We start from the raw sequence: 14,380 nt of genomic DNA on the forward strand, positions 1-14,380 counted from the left end.
ACGGCGGATCACGCATGTGGTCCGCCGTCGGCGTTCCCGAACCGCGCGCCGGCCCGCCGGACTTCCGCGGCCGACGGCCCTCCCCCGCCGCGGACGGGAACCTCGGCGTCACTCCCCGTCCGTCACCCGCCCGCCGAGGCATCGGCGGCCCGCGTCACACCCGGCCCGTCACCCTCCCACCGCTCCGCCGCCACCCCACCGGCGGTCCGCTCCGTCACGCGTCCTCCCGCCGCTCCACCCGGAAGAGCCGGATCTCCCGCTCCACCCGCGCCTGGTACGCCGCGTAGGGCGGCCAGAACCGCAGCGCCACCTGCCACACCTCGGCCCGCTCCCCGCCCTGGAGCAGCCGGGCGCGCACCGGAACGTCCCGGCCCTTCCAGTTGATGACGGCCGCGTCCGGGTGGGCCAGCAGATTCGCGGTCCAGGCCGGATGCCCCGTACGGCCGAAGTTGCTGCCGACCAGGATCCAGCTGCGGTCCGCCCCGCCCTCCGGCACGCAGGCCAGCGGTGTGGTCCGCGGCAGCCCGCTCCGCGCACCCGGCACCGTCAGGATCAGCCCCGGCAGCATCCGGGAGCTGAGCAGCACCCTGCCCCGGGTGAGCCGGTGCACGGCGCGGTCCATCGCGGGGACCACATGCGGGGCGATCCGCGCGAAGGCACGGGTGGAGGAGACCTTCTGGATCAGCCGGACGCCGCGGGCCATCAGACCGCCACCCCTCGCCCGGCGGTGTCCGGCGCGAACAGGCCCGCCTGCCGCGCCGCGTGGTCGCGCAGCCGGTGGACGGGGCCGAAGAGCAGTTCGTCGGAGGCGGCCCGCTTGAAGTAGAGGTGCGCCTCGTGCTCCCACGTGAAGCCGATGCCGCCGTGCAGCTGGATGGCCTGCGACGTGGTGACCCGCAGCGCCTCCAGCGCCTGGGCGAGCGCCAGCCCGCCCGCGGCCGGGTCCCAGGCCGCGTAGTAGGCCGCCGAGCGGGCCGCCTGCACCTGGACGTACAGGTCGGCCAGCCGGTGTTTCACCGCCTGGAACGAGCCGATGGGCCGGCCGAACTGTTCGCGTTCCCCGGCATACGCGACGGTCCGGTCCAGCGCGCTCTCCGCGGCCCCGACCGCCTCGGCGGCCAGCACGGCGGCGACCGTACGCCCGGCCTCGGCCAGCGCGCCCGCGACATCCGTGGTGTCGTCGGCACCGAGGAGTTCGGCGGAGGTGTCGCGCAGTTCGACCCGGGCCGGCGCCCTGGTGCAGTCCATCGAGGTCTGCCGGGTGCGGACGAGGCCGGCCGCCGACGCGGCGGACACGAGGAACAGGAGCGTACGGCTGCGGGGGAAGCCTCCGGTGTGGGCGGCGACCAGCAGCAGCCCGGCGCTGTGGCCGTCGAGGACCTGGGCGGCCTCCCCGTACAGCCGCCAGCTCCCTTCGCCCCCGCCCCCGCCGCCGTCCGGCCGGGCCTGGATACCGCCGGCCCGGCCGCCGCCCGCCCACTGCCCGCCGGTGTTGTCGCCGGTCAGGCCGAGGGCGGTGGCCAGGGAGCCGCCGGGGACCGCGAGGGCGGCGGTCAGGGTGCCCTCGGCGATGCGGGGCAGCAGAGCGGCGCGCTGGGCCTCGGTGCCGAGCCGGGCGATCAGGGGTGCGGCGAGTACGGAGGTGGCCAGCAGGGGGGAGGGCAGCAGGGCGCGGCCCGCCTCCTCGCAGGCGAGGGCCAGTTCGGCGGTACCGCAGCCGACGCCGCCGTACGCCTCGGGCAGCGCGATCCCGGGCAGCCCCAGCTCCCCGGCGAGCCGGTGCCACAGGGCCTCGTCGTAGCCGGGTGCGGTGCCCGCGGCGGCGCGGACCTCGCCGGGTCCGCAGTGGGTGACCAGGAGTTCGCGCAGGGTGCGGCGGATCTCGTGCTGCTCCGCGGTGAAGGCGGCGTCCATCTCGGGCTCCCTCCCCTCGGGAGCCGGCGGCCCCCGATCTGACGGTCCGTCATGTTAGGCGGGAAGCGGCGAGAATCCCAGACTCCCGCACCACGCGCACACACCCGCCTCCAACCCCGCGCACTCGCGCCCTCGCGCCGCGAGAACGCGTCCTCCGCAAAGGCTGCGCCCGACCGTATCTGATGTACCGTCAGATTCATGCCTTCCTCACCCTCCTCCCCCCCGCGCAAGGTCGCTGTCGTCGGCATATCCCTCGCGGACTGCGGACGCGTCGACGGGCCCACCCCGTACGCCCTGCACGCCCAGGCCGCCCGCCGGGCACTGGCCGACTCGGGCCTGGACCGCTCGGTCGTCGACGGCTTCGCCTCGGCCGGCCTGGGCACGCTCGCCCCGGTCGAGGTCGCCGAGTACCTGGGCCTCAAGCCCACCTGGGTGGACTCCACGGCGGTCGGCGGCGCGACCTGGGAGGTGATGGCGGCGCACGCGGCGGACGCCATCGCCGCCGGTCGCGCCAACGCCGTGCTCCTGGTCTACGGGTCCACCGCCAGGGCCGACATCAAGGCGGGCCGCCGCACGTCGAACCTGTCGTTCGGGGCGCGCGGCCCGCTCCAGTTCGAGGTGCCGTACGGGCACTCGCTGATCGCCAAGTACGCGATGGCCGCCCGCCGCCACATGCACGAGTACGGCACGACGCTGGAACAGCTCGCCGAGGTGGCGGTGCGGGCGCGGGCCAACGCGGCGGCCAACCCGGACGCGATGTTCCGGGACCCCATCACGGTGGACGACGTGCTGTCCGGCCCGATGATCGCGGACCCGTTCACCAAACTGCACTGCTGCGTCCGCAGCGACGGTGGCTGCGCGGTGCTGCTGGCGGCGGCGGAGTACGTACCGGACACGGCGAAGGCCCCGGTGTGGGTCCTCGGCACCGGGGAGCACGTCTCGCACTCCACCATGTCCGAGTGGGAGGACTTCACCGTCTCCCCCGCCGCCGTATCGGGCCGGCTGGCCTTCGAACGGGCCGGGGTGCGGCCCTGCGACATCGACCTCGCCGAGATCTACGACGCGTTCACCTATATGACGCTGGTGACACTGGAGGACCTGGGGTTCTGCGCCAAGGGCGAGGGCGGCGCGTTCGTGGAGAAGGGCCGGACGGGCCTGACGGGCGAGCTGCCGGTGAACACGGACGGCGGCGGCCTCTCCGCCTGTCACCCCGGGATGCGCGGGCTGTTCCTGCTGGTGGAGGCGGTACGGCAACTGCGCGGCGAGGCGGGTGAGCGCCAGGTGAGACGTGCGGGCGGGCGGCTGCCGGAGCTGGCGGTGGCGTCGGGGACGGGCGGATGGTTCTGCTCGTCGGGGACGGTGGTGCTGGGGCGGGGCTGAGGGGGAGGGGCAGGGGGACTGACGAGAAGCGGGGCCGAGAGGGATCGGGACTGAAGGGGAGCGGGGCTTGAGGGGAGCGGGACTGAAGGGGAGCGGGACTGAGGGGCAGGCCGGGGAGCGAACCGGCGGCGGGCGAGGCGCGCTCGCACAGCCACGACCCGCGGTGTCCCGCGTGACTCCCGGGGCCGCGTGAACCGTGACGCACCCGGCCACGTGAATGATGGGGCCGCATGAACGACACGACGTCCGACACCCAGCGCGCATTCCGCGACCTTCTGCACGCCCAGCGCGTCTGGGACACCGACCTTCCCGGCTTCGACCCGGCCACCGCACCGCACTCCCCCGTACCCCTCTTCCACGCCTGGTTCGCCGAAGCCGTGGCCGCCGGGCAGCCCGAGCCGCACACGATGACGCTGGCCACCGTCGACGCCGGGGGCCACCCGGACGTACGGACACTGATGCTGCACGACGTGGACGACCGGGGCTGGCACTTCGCCACGCACGCCACCAGCGCGAAGGGCCGCCAGCTCGCCGCCCGCCCGTACGCCGCGCTCGGCTTCTACTGGCCGTCCCAGGGACGGCAGGTACGCGTCCGCGGCCCGGTCACCGTGTGCGCCCCGGCCGAGAGCAGCGCCGATCTGCACGCCCGGTCCACCGGGGCACTGGCCGCGGCCCTGACCGGGTCGCAGAGCGACGTCCTCGGCTCGGGCGAGGAGCTGGCCCGCGCCGCCGACGCGGCCTGGGAGCGGGCACGGGCGGAGCCGGACGCCGAGGTGCCGACCTGGACGCGCTACACGGTCGAGCCGCACGAGGCCGAGTTCTTCCAGGGGGACGCCCGGCGACGGCACATCCGGCTGCGCTACCGCCTGGAGGACGGGGCATGGGCGCGCGAACTGCTCTGGCCCTGAGAAAGCGCCCATTTATTCGATTTCAACAAGAAAGGGGCACTATGGGAGACAGATGAGCTGTTGGGAGGCACCGATGCCACGAGCCCGTTCGCGGTACGCCCCGGACCGCGGTCTGACCACCCGCATGGTGAGCACCATGTTCTTCATCGGTCTGCTGTACGTCGTCTTCGTCGGCGTGCTCCTGGTGGTGCTGCGCGGGTCCTGGCCGATCATCCTGATCATCACGGGCGGCCTCTTCGTCGCCCAGTTCTGGTTCAGCGACCGCATCGCCGCGTACGGCATGGGCGCCCGCGAGGTCACCCCCGAGCAGGCCCCCGAGCTGCACGGCGCGATCGACCGGATCTGCGCCCTGGCGGACATGCCCAAGCCGCGGGTGGCGATCGCGCGGAGCGACGTACCGAACGCCTTCGCCACCGGGCGCAGCGAGAGGACCGCCCTCGTCTGCGCCACCACCGGACTGCTGCGCAGACTGGAACCCGAGGAGCTGGAGGGCGTCCTCGCGCACGAGATGTCGCACGTCGCGCACCGCGATGTCGCCGTCATGACGATCGCGTCGTTCCTCGGAGTGCTGGCGGGTGTCATCACCCGGGTGGCCCTGTGGGGCGGCTTCGCCCGCAGCCGGGGCAATGACCCGGCGGGCATCATCGTGATGCTGATCCCGCTGATCAGCGCCGTCGTCTACGCGCTCAGCTTCCTGCTGACCCGGCTGCTCTCCCGCTACCGCGAGCTGTCCGCCGACCGCACGGCCGCCCTGCTCACCGGCCGCCCCTCGGCCCTCGCCTCGGCCCTGACGAAGGTCAGCGGCCAGATGGCCCGTATCCCCACCGAGGATCTGCGCAAGGCGGAGCCGTACAACGCCTTCTACTTCATCCCGGCCTTCTCCTCCAAGGAGAGCCTGGGCAGGCTGCTCTCCTCGCACCCCACCCTCGAACAGCGCCTCGACCAGCTGGCCCGCATCTCGGCGGACCTCTCCCGCCCGTAGAACACCGCTTCCGGAGACCCGCCCCCCAGGGCCCCGCCCGATTCCCGAAGGAGAAGCCCCGTGGGCCTGCTCGACTCGATCCTCGGCCGGAGCAAACCGGTCCGCCCCGACCTCGACCAGCTCTTCGCCGTCCCCTCGGCCGCGCTCACCCTCCAGGCCGGCGCGGGCTTCACGCCGACGGGCCTGGGGTCGGTGTGCTTCGCGGGGGTGGAGGGCGGCGGCTTCGCCCGGGTCCAGGAGGACGTACGGGAACTGCTGGACGCGGACACGGGCCGCGGCGGCGTCCCGGTGGAGTTCAGCCGTGACACGTACGGCTACACCTGGCTGCTCACCCGTCGGCCGCCCGAGGACACGGCCTCCCTGGTCAACGACCTCCACGCGGTGAACACCCTGCTCCAGGACGGCGGTTTCGGCCCGCACCTGCTCTGCTCCCTGATCGGTTTCCGGGACCGGGAGGGGCGCCCACTGGCGCTGGTGTACCTCTACAAGCGCGGCACGTTCTACCCCTTCGCCCCGGTGCCGGGCAGCGCCGAGAGGCGTGACAACCAGCTGGAGTTGCAGGTCAGGTCCACACTCGGCGACGACCTGCGGGTGGAGAAGGACCTCGCCCGCTGGTTCCCGGTCTGGGGCGCGCCGGGGCTGTGAGACGGGAGCCCGGGAGAGATCCACAGCCGCGGGTTCGGCGCTCATGGCCCTGGAACGACATCGGAACGACGGCTACGGGACTCGGCCGGGCCGGTCACCGGCCTCCGGTCGAGTCGCGCACGGGCCGCCGAGGTCAGCCTCGCGGCCGGAAGACCGCGACGGCCTCCCGCCCCTCCTCCTGCCGGAACGTGACCCGGAGCGGCATCCCGATGGCCAGGTCCGCCTCCTCGCAGTCCACGATCTCCGTCATCATCCGGGGCCCCTCGGCCAGGTCGACGACGGCGGCGGCGTACGGGGTACGGGTGCCGAAGGGCGGCAGGTCGTTGCGGTGGACGACGGACCAGGTGTAGAGCGTGGCGAGGCCGGACGCCCGTTCCCAGGTCACGTCCTCGCTCCAGCAGTGCGGGCAGAACTCCCGGGGGTAGTGGTGGGCGCGCCCGCAGGCCGCGCAGCGGCGCAGGAGCAGGTGGCCCTCGGCGGCAGCGTCCCAGTAGGGGCGGGTGAAGGCGTCGGGCTCCGGCAGGTCGTAGCGGGGGGCGGCCGTCACAGGAAGAGTCCGATCGCTCCGTCGAGGGACCAGGTCTGCCAGGACATGGCGAACAGGGCGACGAGGGAGATCAGCGCCATCATCGCGTTCTGCCCCTGCTCGGCCCAGTCGTGGATCATCAGGACCAGGTAGAGCAGATTGAGCAGCAGCCCGGCGGCCAGGGCGACCGGGGTGAGGAATCCGGTGACCAGGCCGAGACCCAGGGCGAGTTCGGCGTACACTACGAGGTGGGCCATGACCTTGGGGCGTGGCGCGACGACGCGTTCGAAGCCGGTGCGCACCACCGCCCATCGGTGCTTGCCCGCCACGTCGGCCGCCCAGGCGATGCCCGTACCGCGCTCGAACCAGCCCTTTTTGTCCTTGTGCCGCCAGCTCTCCAGCCACCACAGGCCGAGTCCTATACGGAGGACGGCCAGCCATTCCGCTCCGCCCAGCCAGATGGTCTGCATCAGGGCCCCTCCCGGTCGCTGAATCTGACGGTACGTCAGTTCACCTGATGGTGACCGGAGTCCGCAAGGGGTGCGCTCGGCCGGAGTGGGCGACAAGGCCCGAGCGCACGCACCCGTGATCAATTCGCAATCGATTTCCGCCTTGACCGAGACCCATCAACACCGCACGCCATTACGCTCCCAAGCATGTCCGAGCGCGCGTCCCTCACCGGCCCGTCCACCAGACCCGTCTACGTCATCGGCGGCGGTCCGGGCGGACTCGCCGTCGCTGCCGAACTGCACGCGCGGGGACTGCGGGCGGTGGTCCTGGAGAAGTCGGACGGCGTCGGCGCGTCCTGGCGCCGGCACTACGACCGGCTGCGCCTGCACACGACCCGCCGCTGGTCGGCCCTGCCGGGGCTGGCGATGCCGCGCCGGTTCGGCCGGTGGGTGTCCCGGGACGATGTCGTGCGGTACCTGGAGAAGTACGCCGATCACCACGAACTGGAAGTGGTGACGGGTGTCGAGGTGTCCCGCGTCGACCGGACGGCCGACGGCACCGGCTGGCAGCTCGCCGCCAGCGGCGGCCGGGTGCTGACCGGGCAGGCGGTCGTGGTGGCCACGGGCCACAACCACACTCCGCGCACACCCGCGTGGCCCGGCCTCGACACGTTCACCGGGGAGCTGGTGCACGCCTCGGACTACCGCGCCCCCGCCCCGTACGCGGGCAAGGACGTCCTGGTCGTCGGCATCGGCAACACCGGGGCGGAGATCGCCGTGGACCTGGTGGAGGGCGGCGCTTCCCGGGTACGGATCGCGGTACGCACCGTTCCGCACATCGTGCGCCGGTCCACCGCGGGCTGGCCCGCGCAGGCGACCGGCATCCTCGTGCGCCGGCTGCCCGTACGGCTCGTCGACCGGGCCGGGCGGCTGCTGGCCCGGATCGCCGTGCCCGACCTCGCCGAACAGGGCCTCCCCCGCCCGGACACGGGCCTGTACTCACGGGTCAAGGACGGGGCGATCCCGGTCCAGGACGTGGGGCTGATCGACGCGGTGAAGAGCGGCCGGGTGGTCCCGGTGGCCACCGTCGAATCCTTCGACGGGGACACGGTGGTGCTGGCCGACGGCACCCGGATCACCCCGGACGCGGTGATCGCGGCGACCGGCTACCGGCGGGCCCTGGAGGACCTGGTCGGCCACCTGGACGTACTGGACGCGCGGGGCAGGCCGGTGACGCACGGCGGCCGTGCGCCCAAGCAGGCACCCGGCCTGTACTTCACCGGATTCACCAACCCGATCAGCGGCATGTTCCGCGAAATGGCCCGGGACGCCGGGAAGATCGCCCACAGCGTCGCGAAGCGCGCGGCCCGCGCGGCCCGCGCGGCCTGAACCGTACCGGCGCGCGAACCGCCCCGGGGCCGGACCCATGGCCGCCCGTCCGCCGCACATGGGTGATCGTCCAAAGCGGCACCGGAACTGCGTACGGTTGGACCATGGACGTGTTCGACGAGCTGTTGCGGGGTGTGCGGGGCAAGGGGGCGGTGTTCGGCCGCTCGGTGCTGTATCCGCCGTGGTCCCTGCGGTTCGCGGACGGGGCGTACCTGACCCTGTGCGTGCCGCTGAGGGGGGCCGGGTGGATCGTCCCGGAGGGCGGCGGCGCGCCGTACCGGGTGGGGCTCGGCGAGGCCGCGATCGTACGGGGTCCGGCACCGTTCCTCTTCACCGACGAACCGGCCACGGGGGCAGGGACGGGAACGGGGACGGGGCCGGGGCCGGGGGCCTCGGTACGGGAGGTGCGCCTGCCCGACGGCCGGCCGGACGAGGGCCCGTCCGACGACGACGAGCTCACCGGCCCCACCGTCCTGCTGGCCGCCACCTACGACGTACGGGCGGAGGTGCCGCAGCGGCTGCTCCGGGTACTGCCCCCGGTACTCGTCGTTCCGGACGACCACGACTGCACGGCGATGCGCGACTACCTGGAGGCCCAGATCGCCGGGGTACGGCCCGGCCGGCAGATCGTGCTCGACCGACTGCTGGACTGGCTGCTGGTGTGCACGCTGCGGGACTGGTTCGACCGCCCCGAGGCGGACCCGCCCAAGTGGTACCGCGCCCTGGGCGACGAGGTGGCGGGCCCCGCCCTGCGCGCGATGCACGAGGACCCGGCCCACCCGTGGACGACGGCCGCACTGGCGACCCGGGCCGGGGTGTCGCGGACGACGCTGGCGAAGCGCTTCACGGAGATCGTCGGGGAGGCGCCGGTGGCGTATCTGACCGAGTGGCGCATGACCCTGGCGGCCGACCTGCTCACCCGCCCCGAACTGACGGTGGGGGCCGTGGCCCGCCGGGTGGGGTACGCGGACGCCTTCGGCTTCAGCGCGGCGTTCAAGCGGCTCCGGGGCGAGAGCCCGAGCGCGTACCGCCGGGCGGCCGGGTCCCTCCCGCACCCGGAGCGGCAAGGACGGGAAGAGCGGGGAGAACGGGAAGCCCCGGCGGGCTGAATCACGGGGCTGGGGATCGGGGGGGCGGGATCACCGTGCTCACGGCCAGCCCCGCCCCGCCCCACCCGCTCACGCCTGCCAGGCGCCCCCCGCCGCCGCGTCCCGTACGAACTCCGCGAAGTCGCGCGGTTCCCGGCCGAGCGCGCGCCGTACCCCGTCGACGACCGGGGCCTCCTGGCTGGTCCGGACCGGCTTCAGCGCGTCGGTCCAGAGCGCGGCCTCGGCGTCCGGGATCCCCTGGGCGACGAGCCCGGCCCGGAACTCCGCCTCGGCGACGGGGACATAGCGGGCCCGCCGCCCGGTGGCCACGGCGATCTCGGCGAGTACGTCGTCGATCCCGAGCGCCCGGGTACCGGACAGCTCGTACACCTGCCCGGTGTGACCGTCCTCGGTGAGCGCGGCGACGGCCACCGCCGCGATGTCCTCGGCGTCGACGAACGCGGCCCTGCCGTCCCCGGTGGGCAGCGCGAGTTCACCGCCGGTCACGCCGTCGGCGAAGACGCCCTCGCTGAAGTTCTGGGCGAACCAGCCCGGCCGCAGGATCGTCCACTCGGCTCCGGAGGCCCGCACCGCGGCCTCCCCCTGGGCGTGCGGCCCCTCACCGTCGTACGAGGCCCCGAAGTACCCCGGCACGTTCGCGCCCCGGGCCGACAGCAGCACCAGCCGCCGCACTCCGCCCGCCACCGCCCGCTCCACCAGGGCCGGGGTCGGCGAGGGCGAGGTGTCGTACGGGACGATGTAGGCGGCCGTGACCCCGTCGAGGGCCGCGGCCCAGGTGCCGGGGTCCGCCCAGTCGAACGGGATCTCCGCGGACCGGGAGGCGACGCGGGGCTCCACGCCCCGCTCACGGAGCTGTGCGGCCACCCGGCGGCCGGTCTTGCCGGTGCCGCCGATCACGAGAACGGTTTCGTTGGTCATGACCGAAGCCTGTCCCGGCGGACGGCACACGGCCATGTCCCGGAATCCGGGATGGATGTCCGCGCGTCCCGGCATCCCTCCCGGCCTTCCCGCTCGCCCCCTGCCGCACGAGCCCGCCTGCCGACCGGGTTCCGGGGCGACAGTGCGTACGGGTTACGTCCCAACCATTCCTGACGGGCCGTCAGTTCAGTAACCTGACAAGGTGTCAGCTATGGAACGGGGCCCGGCCGACTCCGCGGGGCCCGGACGGACTCCATCGAGCAGAAGTGGGCGGAACGATGCTTGGATCGACTCACGGCACCCTCACCACCGACTTCCGCGCCCGGGTGGTGGCCTGCGGCGAGGAGCCGCACGCCGCCGTCGTCAGCATGACCACCGCCTCGGCGGAAGGCGGCCTCGACGTCAGCGGACGGCCACTGCACGCGGCCGTGCCCGACCTCGACCGGTTCTTCCGGCCACGCTCCGTGGCCGTCGTCGGGGCATCCGACACCGAGGGGCGGCCCAATACCGGGATCACCCGGCAGCTCATCGCCTGGGCCGAGCGGGTGGGGGCACGGCTGTACCCGGTGCACCCCACGCGGGAGGCCGTGTTCGGGCGGGCCTGCTCCCCCTCCGTGGCCGGCCTGCCGGAACAGGTCGACCTGGCGGTACTGCTGGTCGGCGACCCCCTTCCGGTCATCGAGGAACTCGCCGAGGCCAAGGTGAAGTTCGCCGTGGCCTTCGCCTCCGGATTCGCCGAGACCGGCGAGGCGGGCGCCGCCGCGCAGGCCCGGCTGACGGCCGCCGTGGAGCGGTCCGGGCTGCGGCTGCTCGGCCCGAACACCAACCTCAACGCCTTCGAGGAATTCCGGGAGGACCTGGACGGACCGGCGATCGCCCTCATCACCCAGTCCGGTCACCAGGGCCGCCCCGTCTACACGCTCCAGGAGCTGGGCATCCGGCTCTCCCACTGGGCACCCACGGGCAACGAGGCCGATCTGGAGACCGCCGACTTCATCTCGTACTTCGCCGGGCGCCCCGAGGTCGGGGCCATCGCCTGCTACGTCGAGGGCCTCAAGGACGGCCGCGCCTTCCTCCTCGCCGCGGACCGGGCGGCCCGTGCCGGGGTCCCCGTCGTGGCGGTCAAGGTGGGGCGCACGGAGGCGGGCGCCCGGATGGCCGCGTCACACACCGGCAAACTGACCGGCGCCGACCAGGTCGTGGACGCCGCGATGCGGCAGTTCGGGGTGATCCGGGTGAACGGACTCGACGAACTCCAGGACACCGCCGCGCTGCTGGCCCGAGCCAGGCCGCCGAAGGCCGACGGGGTCGCGGTGTACTCGATCTCGGGCGGCACGGGCGCGCACTTCTCCGACCTGGCCACCGGGGCGGGGCTCAGCCTGCCCACCCTGTCCGAGGAGAAGCAGAACGAGCTGCACGCCTGGATACCCGGCTATCTGAACGTCGCCAACCCGATCGACAACGGCGGTCACCCGGTCGGTGACTGGCGCGGCCGGAAGATCATCGACGCGATCCTCGCGGACCCGGCCGTCGGGGTGCTGATCTGTCCGATCACCGGCCCCTTCCCCCCGATGAGCGACCGGCTCGCGCAGGACCTGGTGGACGCGGCGGAGACCACGGACAAGCTGGTCTGCGTGGTCTGGGGCTCGCCCGTCGGTACGGAGGACGCCTACCGCAGGACGCTGCTCGGCTCGTCCCGGGTCGCCACCTTCCGCACCTTCGGCAACTGCATCACCGCTGTGAAGGCCTATCTGGACCACCACCGCTTCGCCTCCGGCTACCGCTCGCCCTTCGACGAGGCGCCGCGCACCCCGTCGCCCTCGTTCCGCAAGGCGCAGGCACTGATGCGCCCGGGACGCCAGCTGAGCGAGCACGCGGCGAAGCAGCTGCTGCGCGCGTACGGCATTCGTGTACCGCGCGAGCAGCTGGTGACCAGCGCGGCGGCGGCCGTACGCGCGGCCGGGCTGGTCGGCTACCCCGTCGTCATGAAGGCGTCCGGCGCCCAGCTCGCCCACAAGACCGAACTGGGCCTGGTGAAGGTCCGGCTCACCTCCGCCAGCCAGGTCCGCGACGCGTACCGGGAGCTCACGGACATCGCCCGCTTCGAGTCCATCGACCTGGACGGGGTCCTGGTCTGCCAGATGATCGAGCGGGGCGTCGAGATGATGGTCGGCGTCACCCAGGACGCCCTGTTCGGGCCGACCGTCACCGTGGGTCTCGGCGGCGTCCTGGTCGAGGTGCTGCACGACGCGGCGGTCCGTGTGCCGCCGTTCGGCGAGGACCAGGCCCGGGACATGCTCGGCGAGCTGCGGGGCCGGGCGCTCCTGGAGGGCGTACGCGGCGGAGCGCCGGCCGATGTCGACGCGCTCGTGGAGGTCGTGCTCCGGGTGCAGCGCATGGCTCTGGAGCTGGGCGGGGACCTCGACGAGCTGGACATCAACCCCCTGGTGGTACTGGGGCGGGGGCAGGGTGCGGTGGCCCTGGACGCGCTGGCCGTCTGCCGCTGATCCCGTACGCCTCCCGCGCCTCCCGCCTCTCCCCCGAAAGCCCGAGCCCCTGCCCGAGCCCCTGCCCCTGTCCCCGCCCGCGACGCCCCTGCCATGGAGCTGCCCCATGCCGTCCTCCCCCGAAGACACCACCGATTCCACCGAGTCCGCCAAGTCCGCCAACTCCGCCGAACCCGTTGAGTCATTGGTACTCCACGCCACTGACAACGGCGTCTCCTGGATCACCCTCAACCGGCCCGACGCCATGAACGCCGTCACCTGGGACCAGCGCGAACGCGTCATCGCCCTGCTCGCCGAAGCCTCCGCCGACCCCACCGTGCGGGCCGTCGTCCTCACCGCCACCGGCCGCGGCTTCTGCGCGGGAGCGGACCTGCGCGGCGCCCCGGCCACCGGCGGCGAACGCGTACCCGGAGATGTCGCCCGCACGATCCGGCTCGGCGCGCAGCGGCTGATCGCCGCCGTCCTGGACTGCGAGAAACCGGTGATCGCCGCCGTCAACGGGACCGCGGCCGGCCTCGGCGCGCACCTCGCGTTCGCCTGCGATCTGGTACTGGCCGCCGAGTCGGCGAAGTTCATCGAGGTCTTCGTACGCCGGGGTCTCGTGCCGGACGGCGGGGGCGCCTATCTGCTGCCCCGGCTGATCGGGCCGCAGCGCGCGAAGGAGCTGATGTTCTTCGGGGACGCGCTCCCGGCGGCCGAGGGGGAGCGCATGGGGCTGGTCAACAGGACCGTGCCGGACGCGGAGCTGGCGAAGACCGCCGGGGAGTGGGCGCGGCGGCTGGCCGAGGGGCCCACCCGTGCCATCGCGCTGACGAAGGAGCTGGTGAACGCCTCGCTGGACAGCGACCGGGCGACGGCGCTGGCCGCCGAGGCGATGGCCCAGGAGATCAATATGACGACGCGGGACGCGAACGAGGGGGTCGCGAGCTTCGTGGCGCGGCGTGCGCCGAAGTACCGGGGACTGTAGGGGTCACGACCCTTCCTGTCTGACGGCTCGTCAGTTCTAATGGAGGTGTGATGGGACACGCAGGCATGGCCGCAACCGCCGTCCGGTACCTCAGGTCCGCCGGTGCCGGAATCACCGCCCCGGCCCCTCTGGACCCGCTGCCGAGGCCCGAGCTCAGAGCCGTCCGGGAGGACGAGCGTCCGCCGGTGGACCCGGGCGAATTCCGGCGCGTGCTGGGGCACTTCGCGACGGGCGTCACCATCGTCACCGCACGGGACGCGGACGGCCCGGCCGGTTTCGCCTGCCAGTCGTTCGCCTCGCTCTCCCTCGATCCGCCGCTGGTCGTCTTCCTGGTCGCCCGGACGTCGACGACCTGGCCGCGCATCGCCCGCGCCGGGGTCTTCTGCGTCAACATCCTGGGCGCGGACCAGGGTGCCCTGTGCCGGGGGTTCGCGGTGAGCGGCGCCGACAAGTTCGCCGGGGTGGCGTACGAGGACGCCCCCGTGACCGGGTCACCGCTCCTGCGCTCCGTACCGGCCTGGGTCGACTGCCGCATCCGGACCGTCCACACGGGCGGCGACCACCTGATCGTGGTCGGCCGGGTGGAGGCGCTGGGGACGGCGGAGGAGGGGGACGGGGCGGGGCCGGACCCACTGCTGTTCCACCGGGGAGCGTTCGGGCGGTTCAGCGGCTGAACCGCCCGCGGG

At 73.5% G+C, this 14,380-nt stretch carries 14 protein-coding genes; 9 read left to right on the plus strand and 5 right to left on the minus strand.

Going from position 1 to position 14,380, the window contains the following annotated elements; all coding sequences use genetic code 11:
- Positions 1-214: 214 nt before the first annotated feature.
- Positions 215-703, minus strand: a complete 489-nt coding sequence (locus tag ABT170_RS34040; RefSeq protein WP_329942429.1) for a nitroreductase family deazaflavin-dependent oxidoreductase — start codon at positions 701-703, stop codon at positions 215-217.
- Positions 703-1,914, minus strand: coding sequence for an acyl-CoA dehydrogenase family protein (locus tag ABT170_RS34045; protein WP_351874013.1), 1,212 nt, complete (start codon positions 1,912-1,914; stop codon positions 703-705). Before ABT170_RS34045 ends, ABT170_RS34040 begins: the two co-directional genes overlap by 1 nt.
- Before the next feature lie 198 nt (positions 1,915-2,112).
- On the opposite strand from ABT170_RS34045, the gene ABT170_RS34050 reads away from it, so the two are divergent.
- The 4 genes from ABT170_RS34050 to pspAB all read left to right on the plus strand — a co-directional run bounded on the left by ABT170_RS34050 (position 2,113) and on the right by pspAB (position 5,829).
- Positions 2,113-3,294, plus strand: a complete 1,182-nt coding sequence (locus ABT170_RS34050; RefSeq protein ID WP_329942431.1) for a thiolase C-terminal domain-containing protein — start codon at positions 2,113-2,115, stop codon at positions 3,292-3,294.
- Positions 3,295-3,524: 230 nt separating this feature from the next.
- The gene (locus ABT170_RS34055) at positions 3,525-4,202 is read left to right on the plus strand and encodes a pyridoxine/pyridoxamine 5'-phosphate oxidase (protein WP_329942432.1); all 678 of its coding nucleotides are present in this window, start codon (positions 3,525-3,527) and stop codon (positions 4,200-4,202) included.
- Positions 4,203-4,275: 73 nt separating this feature from the next.
- On the plus strand, positions 4,276-5,184 hold the full coding sequence (gene htpX / locus ABT170_RS34060; RefSeq protein ID WP_329942433.1) for a zinc metalloprotease HtpX: 909 nt from the start codon (positions 4,276-4,278) through the stop codon (positions 5,182-5,184).
- 60 nt (positions 5,185-5,244) lie between these two features.
- Positions 5,245-5,829 (plus strand): PspA-associated protein PspAB, encoded by a 585-nt coding sequence (gene pspAB / locus ABT170_RS34065; protein ID WP_351874018.1) that lies wholly within the window; start codon positions 5,245-5,247, stop codon positions 5,827-5,829.
- Positions 5,830-5,962: 133 nt separating this feature from the next.
- Here pspAB and ABT170_RS34070 read toward each other — a convergent pair whose 3' ends face one another.
- Positions 5,963-6,376, minus strand: a complete 414-nt coding sequence (locus ABT170_RS34070; protein WP_351874021.1) for a Zn-ribbon domain-containing OB-fold protein — start codon at positions 6,374-6,376, stop codon at positions 5,963-5,965.
- The gene (locus ABT170_RS34075; RefSeq protein ID WP_329942436.1) at positions 6,373-6,825 is read right to left on the minus strand and encodes a DoxX family protein; all 453 of its coding nucleotides are present in this window, start codon (positions 6,823-6,825) and stop codon (positions 6,373-6,375) included. The genes ABT170_RS34070 and ABT170_RS34075 overlap by 4 nt, the downstream gene beginning before the upstream one ends.
- 186 nt (positions 6,826-7,011) lie before the next feature.
- Here ABT170_RS34075 and ABT170_RS34080 point away from each other — a divergent pair, with 186 nt between their 5' ends.
- Both ABT170_RS34080 and ABT170_RS34085 read left to right on the plus strand, forming a co-directional pair.
- Positions 7,012-8,193 (plus strand): flavin-containing monooxygenase, encoded by a 1,182-nt coding sequence (locus tag ABT170_RS34080; protein ID WP_329942437.1) that lies wholly within the window; start codon positions 7,012-7,014, stop codon positions 8,191-8,193.
- Positions 8,194-8,297: 104 nt separating this feature from the next.
- On the plus strand, positions 8,298-9,302 hold the full coding sequence (locus ABT170_RS34085) for an AraC family transcriptional regulator (RefSeq protein ID WP_351874026.1): 1,005 nt from the start codon (positions 8,298-8,300) through the stop codon (positions 9,300-9,302).
- 69 nt (positions 9,303-9,371) lie between these two features.
- Here ABT170_RS34085 and ABT170_RS34090 read toward each other — a convergent pair whose 3' ends face one another.
- Positions 9,372-10,220 (minus strand): NAD(P)H-binding protein, encoded by an 849-nt coding sequence (locus ABT170_RS34090; protein WP_329942439.1) that lies wholly within the window; start codon positions 10,218-10,220, stop codon positions 9,372-9,374.
- 278 nt (positions 10,221-10,498) lie between these two features.
- Between ABT170_RS34090 and ABT170_RS34095 the strand changes: the two genes are divergently transcribed.
- The 3 genes from ABT170_RS34095 (at position 10,499) to ABT170_RS34105 (ending at position 14,368) form a co-directional block, all read left to right on the plus strand.
- The gene (locus ABT170_RS34095) at positions 10,499-12,727 is read left to right on the plus strand and encodes an acetate--CoA ligase family protein (protein ID WP_329942440.1); all 2,229 of its coding nucleotides are present in this window, start codon (positions 10,499-10,501) and stop codon (positions 12,725-12,727) included.
- A 106-nt stretch (positions 12,728-12,833) separates the two neighbouring features.
- Positions 12,834-13,694 (plus strand): enoyl-CoA hydratase/isomerase family protein, encoded by an 861-nt coding sequence (locus ABT170_RS34100; protein ID WP_329942441.1) that lies wholly within the window; start codon positions 12,834-12,836, stop codon positions 13,692-13,694.
- Between the two features lie 65 nt (positions 13,695-13,759).
- A complete protein-coding gene (locus tag ABT170_RS34105; RefSeq protein WP_329942442.1) occupies positions 13,760-14,368 on the plus strand; it encodes a flavin reductase family protein in 609 nt (202 codons plus the stop codon).
- Positions 14,369-14,380: the final 12 nt, after the last annotated feature.

Origin of the sequence: Streptomyces sp. NPDC001787 (genome assembly GCF_040297465.1) — a bacterium.
Lineage (GTDB): Bacteria > Actinomycetota > Actinomycetes > Streptomycetales > Streptomycetaceae > Streptomyces.

What these genes read in the sequence shown, in the direction of transcription:
- ABT170_RS34105 (WP_329942442.1), top strand. Translation starts at nt 13,760, where the DNA reads ATGGCCGCAACCGCCGTCCGGTACCTCAGGTCCGCCGGTGCCGGAATC.
- ABT170_RS34050 (WP_329942431.1), top strand. Translation starts at nt 2,113, where the DNA reads ATGCCTTCCTCACCCTCCTCCCCCCCGCGCAAGGTCGCTGTCGTCGGC.
- ABT170_RS34075 (WP_329942436.1), bottom strand. Translation starts at nt 6,825, where the DNA reads ATGCAGACCATCTGGCTGGGCGGAGCGGAATGGCTGGCCGTCCTCCGT.
- ABT170_RS34045 (WP_351874013.1), bottom strand. Translation starts at nt 1,914, where the DNA reads ATGGACGCCGCCTTCACCGCGGAGCAGCACGAGATCCGCCGCACCCTG.
- ABT170_RS34100 (WP_329942441.1), top strand. Translation starts at nt 12,834, where the DNA reads ATGCCGTCCTCCCCCGAAGACACCACCGATTCCACCGAGTCCGCCAAG.
- ABT170_RS34090 (WP_329942439.1), bottom strand. Translation starts at nt 10,220, where the DNA reads ATGACCAACGAAACCGTTCTCGTGATCGGCGGCACCGGCAAGACCGGC.
- htpX (WP_329942433.1), top strand. Translation starts at nt 4,276, where the DNA reads ATGCCACGAGCCCGTTCGCGGTACGCCCCGGACCGCGGTCTGACCACC.
- ABT170_RS34055 (WP_329942432.1), top strand. Translation starts at nt 3,525, where the DNA reads ATGAACGACACGACGTCCGACACCCAGCGCGCATTCCGCGACCTTCTG.
- ABT170_RS34080 (WP_329942437.1), top strand. Translation starts at nt 7,012, where the DNA reads ATGTCCGAGCGCGCGTCCCTCACCGGCCCGTCCACCAGACCCGTCTAC.
- ABT170_RS34095 (WP_329942440.1), top strand. Translation starts at nt 10,499, where the DNA reads ATGCTTGGATCGACTCACGGCACCCTCACCACCGACTTCCGCGCCCGG.
- ABT170_RS34085 (WP_351874026.1), top strand. Translation starts at nt 8,298, where the DNA reads ATGGACGTGTTCGACGAGCTGTTGCGGGGTGTGCGGGGCAAGGGGGCG.
- ABT170_RS34040 (WP_329942429.1), bottom strand. Translation starts at nt 703, where the DNA reads ATGGCCCGCGGCGTCCGGCTGATCCAGAAGGTCTCCTCCACCCGTGCC.